Origin of the sequence: Bartonella sp. ML69XJBT (assembly GCF_028618515.1) — a bacterium.
Taxonomy (GTDB): Bacteria; Pseudomonadota; Alphaproteobacteria; order Rhizobiales; family Rhizobiaceae; genus Bartonella.
Genome location: NZ_JAQITB010000043.1, coordinates 1 through 10282 on the forward strand (window position 1 = coordinate 1; position 10282 = coordinate 10282).

General features: G+C 35.7%; 6 protein-coding genes and 3 pseudogenes. 8 read left to right on the forward strand and 1 reads right to left on the reverse strand.

The genetic code is table 11. The features are described 5' to 3' along the window. From PVV68_RS08830 to PVV68_RS08865, 8 genes and pseudogenes are all read left to right on the forward strand, one after another. Positions 1-153 (forward strand): annotated as a pseudogene (locus tag PVV68_RS08830) (SMI1/KNR4 family protein); the annotation flags it as partial. Further along, on the forward strand, positions 150-737 hold the full coding sequence (locus PVV68_RS08835) for an SMI1/KNR4 family protein (protein WP_273721978.1): 588 nt from the start codon (positions 150-152) through the stop codon (positions 735-737). The pseudogene PVV68_RS08830 and the gene PVV68_RS08835, both read left to right, overlap by 4 nt. 234 nt (positions 738-971) lie before the next feature. Then, positions 972-1361 carry an HNH/ENDO VII family nuclease gene (locus tag PVV68_RS08840; RefSeq protein ID WP_273721976.1) on the forward strand — a complete coding sequence of 130 codons (390 nt, stop codon included), beginning with the start codon at positions 972-974 and terminating at the stop codon, positions 1359-1361. A gap of 58 nt (positions 1362-1419) precedes the next feature. Next, on the forward strand, positions 1420-2001 hold the full coding sequence (locus tag PVV68_RS08845) for an SMI1/KNR4 family protein (protein ID WP_273721975.1): 582 nt from the start codon (positions 1420-1422) through the stop codon (positions 1999-2001). 291 nt (positions 2002-2292) lie between these two features. Then, on the forward strand, positions 2293-2655 hold the full coding sequence (locus tag PVV68_RS10740; RefSeq protein WP_273721973.1) for an HNH/ENDO VII family nuclease: 363 nt from the start codon (positions 2293-2295) through the stop codon (positions 2653-2655). Positions 2656-2719: 64 nt separating this feature from the next. After that, positions 2720-3189 (forward strand): annotated as a pseudogene (locus tag PVV68_RS08855) (SMI1/KNR4 family protein). Continuing rightward, a pseudogene (locus PVV68_RS08860) lies at positions 3186-3650 on the forward strand (SMI1/KNR4 family protein). The pseudogenes PVV68_RS08855 and PVV68_RS08860 overlap by 4 nt, the downstream one beginning before the upstream one ends. 128 nt (positions 3651-3778) lie before the next feature. After that, positions 3779-6403, forward strand: a complete 2625-nt coding sequence (locus PVV68_RS08865; protein WP_273782921.1) for a DUF6990 domain-containing protein — start codon at positions 3779-3781, stop codon at positions 6401-6403. A gap of 946 nt (positions 6404-7349) precedes the next feature. Here PVV68_RS08865 and PVV68_RS08870 read toward each other — a convergent pair. Continuing rightward, the coding region (locus PVV68_RS08870) for a type ISP restriction/modification enzyme (RefSeq protein ID WP_273721918.1) at positions 7350-10282 on the reverse strand (2933 nt) is incomplete at its 5' end.

Genomic DNA, 10282 nt, shown 5'->3' on the forward strand with positions numbered 1-10282 from the left:
GGTGAAACATTTTACTTTGATTATACTCAGTTTCAGGATGGTGAATGCCCACTTTACGTCGAGATTCCATCTGGAGCGTCACATTATTATGCAAGTAATTTTTATGAATTTCTCTGTAAAAGAATTAAAGAGCACGCAGGGGAAGATTTATGAAAACCCATACCTTAGCTGATGTTGCAGTATTAATTGATAAAGTAAATAAATATGATGCTGATATTATCACTTTTGGTAGTGAAGATGATGAAGAGAATGAAACAGATGATCTACAGATTGAAAAAGCGGAGAAAGCTTTGGGTTTGAAATTTACATCGTCTTACAAAGTTTTTTTAAAGAAATATGGAGGAGGAGAAATTGGTGGTGATGAGATTTTTAGCATTTATGGAGATTGTGTAGGCATTCCTGCTGGTGATATTGTTTACCAAAACGTACTCGATAGAAAACATGGTTTTTCGACACCAGAACAGCTTGTAGTTAACAGAACAGATTTTGGTGAGACATTTTATTTTGATTATACACAGTTTCGGGATGATGAATGCCCACTCTATGTCATGCTTCCATCTGAAGAGTGCGAATATTACGCGAGTAATTTTTATGAATTCCTTTGCAAAAGAATTAAAGAGCACGTAGGAGATGAGATACTTGATGGTGATCAACCAATTGAAAAGCCTGAGATCCCTCCCACTCCGCAACCTATTCCTTTTTACACGCGCTTTTGGAAAAAATTATGGGGGAAATGACATGGGGGGAGGAAATACGTAACGTTTATAAGGGATATGCAGCAGATATTCCTAGTAGTGGTATTATTTGTGATCTCTTAATTTGCTTCCAAGAAAAATCTTGCAGAACTTGTAGCTCAGGGAGATCTGACCAACCTTGCTGCTAAAGAAAAAAAGAATTGGTTAAAAAAGAAATCTACTAAATTTACCGATAGCAAATTTGATCAGACAAATAAAGTTTATCAGAGAGACGATTTGTTTGATCCTAACAGAATTTCTGATTGGAAAGAAAATAAAAAAACGGTATGGGGCAATAATATTGAAAGAATGAAAGCAGGAAGAGCACCTATAGGTTTTGATGGTCAATCTGTTGAGTTGCATCACCTAAAACAAACACATGAGGGTCCCATAGCAGAAATGAGCAAGGAATCTCATAACAAATATAGTTCCGTAATTCATGCTCCTTCCAAAACACATCAATCGCTTATAGAGAGAAAAAAGTTTGAGAAGTGGAGAGCGGAATATTGGAAGGAACGTGCTAAAGGGTATAGAGAACAAAAAAACAGTAATTTAGGAGGAATAATCAATATGAAATGGAGTATCATAGGGATAGATTTTGACAGATGGGGACAGGAGCATCGGTAGTAATGCTCTACGGTTGATAAAAAGAGAAACTTGTAGGATAACTTATGGAGAATAATTGATGCAAACCTATACCTTAGATGATGTTATAGAATTAGTTGATAAAGTTGATAAATATGATAGTGATGTTGTCAGTTTTGGGACTGCAGAAAATGCGGTCGATGATATATGGATTGAAAAGGCGGAGAAAGCTCTCAGTTTGCAATTCACATCTTCCTATAAAGCTTTTTTAAAACATTATAAAGGGGGAGATATTGGTGGTGATGAAATCTATAGTCTTTATGAAGATTGTGTAGATTTTCCTTTTAATGATATTGTTTGTCAAAACTTAAATTATTACAGAAAACGTGGTTTTGCAACATCAGAACAGCTTGTCGTGAGTAGTACTGATTTTGGTGAAACCTTTTACTTTGATTATACGCAGTTTCGGGATGGAGAATGCCCACTTTATGTCATGCTTCCATCTGAAGGTTGCGAATATTACGCAAGTAATTTTTATGAATTCCTTTGCAAAAGAATTAAAGAAAGTGTGGGAGCTGAGATACCTGAAGGTGATCAACCGATTGAAAAGCATGAGACCCCTCCCATTCCGCAACCTATCCCTTTTTACGAGCGTTTTTGGAAAAAAATATGGGGGAAATGACATGGGGGGAGGAAATACGTAACGTTTATAAGGGATATGCAGTAGATATTCCGAGTAGTGGTATTATTTGTGATCTCTTAATTTGCTTCCAAGAAAAATCTTGCAGAACTTGTAGCTCAGGGAGATCTTGAAAAACTTGCAGCGAAAAAAGAACTAACCAAAGAAGCTGCTAAAGAAAAAAAGCTTTGGTTAAAAAAGAAACCCATTAAATTTACCGATAGCAAATTTGGTCAGACAAATAAAGTTTATCAGAGAGACGATTTGTTTGATCCTAACAAAATGGTTAAATGGATGGAAAACAAAAAAGATGTATGGGGCACCAATGTTGAGAGAATGGAAGCAGGAAGAGCTCCTATAGGACATGATGGTGAGTCTGTAGAGTTGCATCACTTAAAGCAAACCCCTGATGGCCCCTTAGCAGAAACTAGTAAGGAATTTCATCAAAAATATACTTCCGTGATTCATAATAATCCAAAAACACATCAATCGCTTATAGAGAGAAAAAAGTTTGATAAGTGGAGAGAGGAATATTGGAAGGAACGTGCTAAAGGGTATAGAGAACAAAAAAATAGTCATTTAGGAGGAATCATCGATATGAAATGGGGTATTATAGGTCTAGATTTTAACAGATGGGGACAGGAGCATCAGCAATAATGCTCTACGGTTGATGAAAAGAGAAAAAACAGAGACTTATAAAATAATTGATGGAGAATAATTGATGAAGACCTATACCTTAGATGATGTTGCAGTATTAGTTGATAAATATGATGGTGATATTGTTAATTTTGGTACTGCAGAGGACGCAGTTAGTGATGTACGGATTAAAGAGGCAGAAAAAACTCTCGGTTTACAATTCACAACTTCTTATAAGGATTTTTTAAAAAATTATAAAGGAGGAGAAATTGGTTATGAGGAAGCATTTATAACGCAAGTTTTGAGGATCATCCTGCTGGTGATATTGTGTATAAAAACTTATATCATAGGAAACATGGTTTTGCGACACCAGAACAGCTTGTCATTAGCAGAACAGATTTTGGTGAGACATTTTATTTTGATTACTCTCAATTTCGGGATGGTGAGTGTCCGCTCTATCTTAAATTTCCACCTAGAGATCCCCAGTATTACGCGAGTAATTTTTATGAATTTCTCTGTAAAAGAATTAAAGAGCACGCAGGGCAGGATTCATGAAAACCTATACCTTAGCTGATGTTGCACAATTAGTTGATAAATATATTGATAGTGTTGATTTTGGCACTACAGATGAAGCAGTTGATGATGTACTGATTGAAAAAGCAAAAAAAACTCTCGGTTTGCAATTCACATCTTCCTACAAAAGTTTTTTGAAGAATTATGGAAGAGCGGAGATCTGTGGTGAGGAAATATTAAGTGTTTATAATACAAATTTTGAAATTGCTCGTAGTGATGATATTGTTTATTATCATATAACGGATATATAAAATGGTTTAGCAAAACCACAGCAGCTTATTGTGAGTAGAACTGATTTTGGTGAAACCTTTTACTTTGATTATTCTCAGTTTCAGGATGGTGAGTGCCCGCTCTATCTTAGATTTTCACCTAGCGATCCCCAGTATTACGCAAGTAACTTTTATGAATTCCTCTGTAAAAGGATTACAGATAACTTGAAGTAAATTTCTTTGTATGGTGGTTTTACTTCCAAATTGCAATATTAAACCACCATTATTTTTTTAGGGGGGATCATCTATGAAAACTTACACTTTAGCTGATGTTGCAGTATTAATTGATAAAGTGAACAATGATGCAAACCAAAGACGTAACAGAGATTTTAAAAACGCTTGGCTGGGAGCCTTATCGTGATAACGTGGGGGATACTTTTGCGCATTATCATCTTCCCGATCGCATTGTCGGTATTGGCTATGGTGTAAAAAATTATGGAGAGAGTGGCAAAGAGTTTTTGCTTTCGGCTGATCTCACCACCGCTGCTTATTGTCTTGCTCGGGAATATTCTAGAGGTGAAAAATCACAGCGTAAATATGGAGATGTGCTGTTTTACGCGAAGGAGGATTTTAATGTTAAAGCTCCGGATCTTTCCGAAAGCCATATCACAACCGCTTTAAACAAAGTGATTGCATGGGCGCAAGCACAGGATATTGAAAAAAAATTACGTGAAGAAGCTGCAGATCACTCTCTTGTTGCAAAAGTCTTGCTTGGTGATATAGAGTCTTTAAAGCGTTCTAAGCCCACATCTCAATTACATGTACCAGAATTTTCTGATTACAAAGCGATGACGCGGTATGAGCGTCTACTTCTTTTTGCAAAAGCCTATAAAAACGGGGAGTTAGATGATATTCTAACGCGCAAGAAGCCTAAACAATCTTCGATGAGTCTTACAGCAGTAAATTGTATTCTCAAAAAACAAGGGTGGTTTGCCACAGAGCTTGGGAAAATGTGGCTCTCTTTGCCAGATCGCTTTATTAAGTTTAATTTTGGCTTTGTACATCTTCATGATCAATACAATGTTCATCTTGAATCTGAAATATCTAACGAAGAGATTTCAATGGCTTGCTGGTATATTCATTTTTATGGACAACGTAATCTCGTGCAGCCTATGGATATTTATCAGTCTTTTAATACACTTGGAGGGGATAGTATTCTTGATAAAGGGATTGATATTTGTGTGGAGACATTGAATGAGCAAGAGTTGATAAAAATCTCTGAGCGGGTGATACAGTGGGCACGCGCTCAAGATTTGCAAGCATCGATAGAAAGTAAAACGCTTGTTCAAAAATACAACTACAATACAGATATAATTTGGCATTTGGCTTGTTTAGCATTGACAGGTAAAATTGATGTCCTGAAATCTTATCAAAATTCCATTGCGGTAGGTACAATTTCTGAACATTTGGAAAGCAATATCGTAGAAAAGTCTGTTAAGTACGCTATTGAATTTTCTGAAAAACATCTAAAAATCCTTCATGAGCGAGAAAGAACAGAAGCACATCTTGCTCCACAAGTTTTGATTACTTTCAATAAAGTTGCAGAGCAATTAAAACAAATGGGTTGGACAGTTTATCGTGATAAAAACTATGATCGCAATGCTTATTTTATAAATAAAGACCGTATCATCAATATAATGTATACCCTTCAAAGTGATGGAAAAGAGCCGATTATTGCATTTAAGGCTTCCCTTTCAACACTTGGTTTTTCTAGTGCTCATCGGCATATATTGCCTAGTAAACCTCAATATATAGCCCTCAAAGAAGCAGAAGAAGTTTATACCGTGTCTGGTGTTAAACTGGATGAAGGCAAGCTGAAGCAGATTTGTACAGATATACTTGAGTGGGCAGATCGGCAAAATGTCAATCAAATCATTTATGATTATGCCGCTTTGTCTCCAGATAGTGAATATGATCTTATAATACGCCATTTTATTGCTCTTATTCTGGTTGGAGATGTTGAAAAGCTCAAATCTTATAAGGAGAATTTTAGAAAGGGTAACTCTTTAGGTTTTGTAAAAGGTATCACGAAATACACAATCGATAACGCTCTCACTCTTGCACGACATTATCGAACGGGTTTTCCCAAAAACACTCCAATTTTAAGCTTGGATCCACAAACAACACCTGTTGCTTCTCAAACAGCAGCTGTTGAAGTGACAGAGGAGGTAGAGGAAACGGATGATAAAGATGCTCCATTGACCATGGAAAGTGCTCATGCACTTTTAAAAAGCTTAGGCTGGACAATTGAAAAAATCGATGAAGATGACCATATGGCAAGCTATCAATTGGCTGATCGTGAAGTAGACATTCTTTATAACGATGAAATTGTCAAAGATTGTCCACAATTTGATAGCGCCTTTTTGATTAGCACCGGTATTCTTTCTGCTGCTTGCAAATTCATTGATCCTACACACACGGAAGATTTTCCAGATATACAGCTTAATTTTGAGGCAAAAGGATTGGAAATCTTTGAACCAGAAGTCACTGCGGATCGTTTAACACAAGCACTTGATGATGCACTAGAATGGGCAGTAAGCGCTATTGATCTTTCTGAAAGACTTCGCTCTGATTATGGTATAGCACCTTGGCAACAGGATGCAAAGTCTAAAGCAGACAATTCGGATTATGCGTTACTTCATCTTGGTGCCCTTGCTTTATTAGGTGATGTTGAGACTTTGCATTCTTATCAGCAAAGTTTTGCAGCAGGAGATCATTTAGGCTTTAGCGAAAGCATCCAACAGCTTCATCTTGAACGCGCTATCGCTTTAGCCAAGGAAGTATCAAAGGTAAAGCAAGTGAGCTACATTTTGATTGAACAGATTGCAAAGGATTTTACCAATCACTCAGAACTTCCCAGCGATGAGCAACCCCGCTCTTGGAAGGAAAAAATCACTCAATTTATGAGAAAAAAAGACAAGAAATAGCCCCTAAAAAATATCGAAAAGATTTCAGAAATTTAGAAAATAAGGCGCTGTTCAAAGCTTTGATCAGTAGTTGAGAAACTCAACAGTGGTGTGGCTCTGATTGTGGTTTTGGTGCAAGATTTAAAGGAAATAACTTATACAAAAAGACCTATAAAATTATTCCACAGATTAGCAAAATCGCTTTTAATAGACTTTTGTCAGTTTAGTCAGTTCTTTTTAGATCCTCTATTATTTTTTTCAAATGAGAGAAATTTAAAAACATTATATTTCAATATGTTAAGTTTTCTCTCTTTTTTAAGATACAACTTATTAAAACGGCACAACAAATAAATACAACTGTAAATATATATTTGTCAGTTTGTGTCTGTAAATTGAACTGACAAAATGATCATTTGAGAGAATGATTAAAAAACGTTTTATGAAAAGCATGTGATCTTTTAAAGCCTTTCAAAAGAAAGGGGCTATCATCATAAGAAATGCTATCAAGGCTCTTATGGTTATGAGTTTTGAAGGTTTTGAGGGTTCTTTTTACGCCCCCTTATATATTTTTTTCAATCAAAAAATAAAAGTTGTTATATTTCAATATGTTATTATTTTAATAATACAACCTATATCGACAACACAATCTTAAATTCAACCCATAGTATATTTTTGAAGGTATTTTGAGGGTTTGAGAAACCTTCAAAACCTATAAGTAATATAAGAAAATGAATATACATAACTTTCTTTAAACAAGGCTTTTAAAAACGATAAAGCTATCATTTGAGATTATGGTGTAATCTTTTAAAGGCAATCCAAATGACAGTGTTTAAAAGTGCAAATGATCTTTTTTTAGAATAACGCATATAAACACTCCTTTTAAGATTATAGGTAATCAAATTACAAGAGAGGTATAGATTATAATTAAAGACTCTATACCCCTTATGAGTGTTAAGGTCTTATAAGCTTATTCAGTTTCTTTAATTTCTAATTTTGGTAGGTTCTTAACAATCTTCATTGTCTCTAAACTTACGGTAATAACCCTTTGGAATAACTCCAATGGATAAGCAGGGTTTCCAACGGTTTCAACAGCATAGCGATTGGCATCATTCACAATGCCACTCTTTTTATCAGTCTTTACGCATTGACGACCCATAACCCATTCAAGAGCAGGCTTGCCATTGACGATATACTCATAAGCTTCAAGAGGGATATCTGTCATGATGATATTGCTGTTATAAATAACAGTCGATTTATCCTTTTCCTTGCTATTCTTAATTTTTGCGAATTTCATTTTATTCACGTAATAAAACTTTTCTGGATTAGAGATATCAGTCTGTTTTGGATTGCCTTTTTTAAATGTGACTGGATAAGGTTCCACATCTTCATAATTCACGTGCAAATGACCGAGTTCACGTCCTGCATTAACAAATTTCCAAAAATCTTCAGCACTTTTTACACAGGGGATACGAGGCAATTCTTTAGAAAGATTATCAGCGTAGCGACTGCGATAATCTTCTGAATGTAAGATTCCATAAACGTAATAGAATAAATCATCTTTCGTGATAGTTTCATGCGGATAAGCCGCTTTAAAATGTGCTAATCCATCATCTGTAATGGCATCACGCCGTTGTAAATCAGCTGCTTTGCTTTCTTCTGTAGAGTTTGTAAATAAATGGGGTTGTTTCGCACTTTTACTTTTTAAGACCTTAGTATCTTCGTAAAAGTATCTTGGAAAGCATTGGCTACTATCTATTACACTCACATCAGGTACATTTTTGGTCATCAAGACTGAGAAACCACATCTTGCTCCCATAGAAGCAACTTGTATCACCTTATTCTCTGCTGCTTTTCCCATAGGAAATATCCGCGGCATTTGATAGACTCTATCATTGAAAATTCGGTTATAATAAAGCCACTGTTGTGTAAAAGGACGATATAGACTTTGAATAAGGCATTTATCTTCAAATTCAAAAAACTTTCCTTTTACCAACTCTTGTTTAATGTTATGGCTCCAGCTAATTTTACTTGCATCTGAATCGACGAAATTATCTACAATATTGGTACGTGTTTTATGGTCAGCGTGTGAATAGGCATGATTAAAACGTTCAACTTCGCTGTTATAAAAGGCAATCATATTGTACATATTTTTTGATAAAGATGCATGACTTGAATTATATGCCCAAGCGTCACGATTGGTTTTTAGACCACAAGAATAGGTATAAAAGAGCTTTTTATTATTACCCTTCTTATCACCCAAGGTTAGAAAGTTAGCAAAACTGTTATCACGTTGATTAATCCAATCCCCATGCTCGTTTGGTGTAATCGTTTGCCAACCTTGTTTACTCTGTGAAATGCCAGAAATACTACCAAAGTACTCAAGAGCTGTAAGTTTTTCTTTTGTTGTGAGATTATGACCAATGTCGTGATAGCAAATTTTACACTTTCCAGAAACATTAGGATTTTTGATAAATAGTGTTATGGCGATACCCGTCATACTTCCATTGCCAAAAATATTTTCTCCTTCTTGAGCTTTTCCATTGCTTAACATGTTTTTACGAATATCCCCCCGTAAATTAAGTACATAAATGCTCGTAAATTCTTTGGCTAAAGATTTTCGTAAACCGTCCATTGTAGACTTTTCTATGTAACCAGAACCAGAAACAAAGCCTATTACCCCAGCATTATCAATACGGTCACTTGCCCAACGAATGGCACGAATATAACTATCGTACAGAGCTTGCATATTCGTTGCTTTAGATTGAACCGCATAAGTCTCACGAATACGGTTATCTAATATTGGATAAGGACTCTTCTTTGCATTGTCGTTTTCGCTTTTTTGTCCTACAGAATAAGGGGGATTTCCAAAAATAACTTTGATATTTAGATTTTTCTGATGTTCTAAATATTCACTGTTTTCTTTAAATAATTTTTGTAGCAGACTTTTTTCTTCAAGCATCCGAAACGTATCAGTCAAACCAATATGTTTAAAAGGAATATATTCACCTTTGACAAGACTATGATAGGTCGATTCAATGTTAATGGCTGCTATGTAATAAGCCAGTAAAACAATCTCATTAGCATGGATATCATGACGGAATTTATATTCCATATCCTCTGGTTTGATCAGTTTAGATTGTAAAAGCCTTGTGATAAAGGTACCAGTCCCTGTAAAAGGGTCGAGTATAGACACACCTCGTGATCCCAAGCTTTTTCCAAACTCATTGCGTAAGACATCATCAACAGAATGAATGATAAAATCCACAACCTCAACGGGGGTATAAACAATCCCAAGCCTATCGGTGGTTTTCTTAAATGCCTTGGCAAAGAAATCTTCATAAAGCTTGATAATAAGGTTTTGTCTTGCTTGGGGGGAGGTAATCCCAGAGGCACGGAATTTCACACTGTCATAAAACTCTTGTAACTCTTTCGAAACCTCTTCAATATTGGTTTTATCCAACTCAGCTAAGATCTTTTCCATGGCTTGCGAAATGGCATTATTTTGCACAAATTCATTGCCATCAAACAAGGCTTCAAACACGGGACGCGTGACAAGATGTTGTCCTAACATCTCAAGCGCTTCTTCTTGTTTGATTGCACTGTTTAAGTTGTTTTTGAGTTCTTTATAAAACCCATCAAAGGCGTGATAGGCTTCACTGGTTTCATCGGATAGGATATCTTTAAGACGATTAATATGGTTTTGTGCAATTTCAGCAACATTGCCAGCCCATATGCCCCAATAATCGGCAAGGGTAAATTTCTTAGCCAAAAGGGTTTTAAGGGCATTGGGAAACTCTTTATAAAAAGGTAATCTCATTTGCCCTTTATAACTATGACGAGGTTCATAGGCTGCTTTTCCAATCTCAAGCCCCGTGCTTTCTGGTTTCTCATAAACATAGA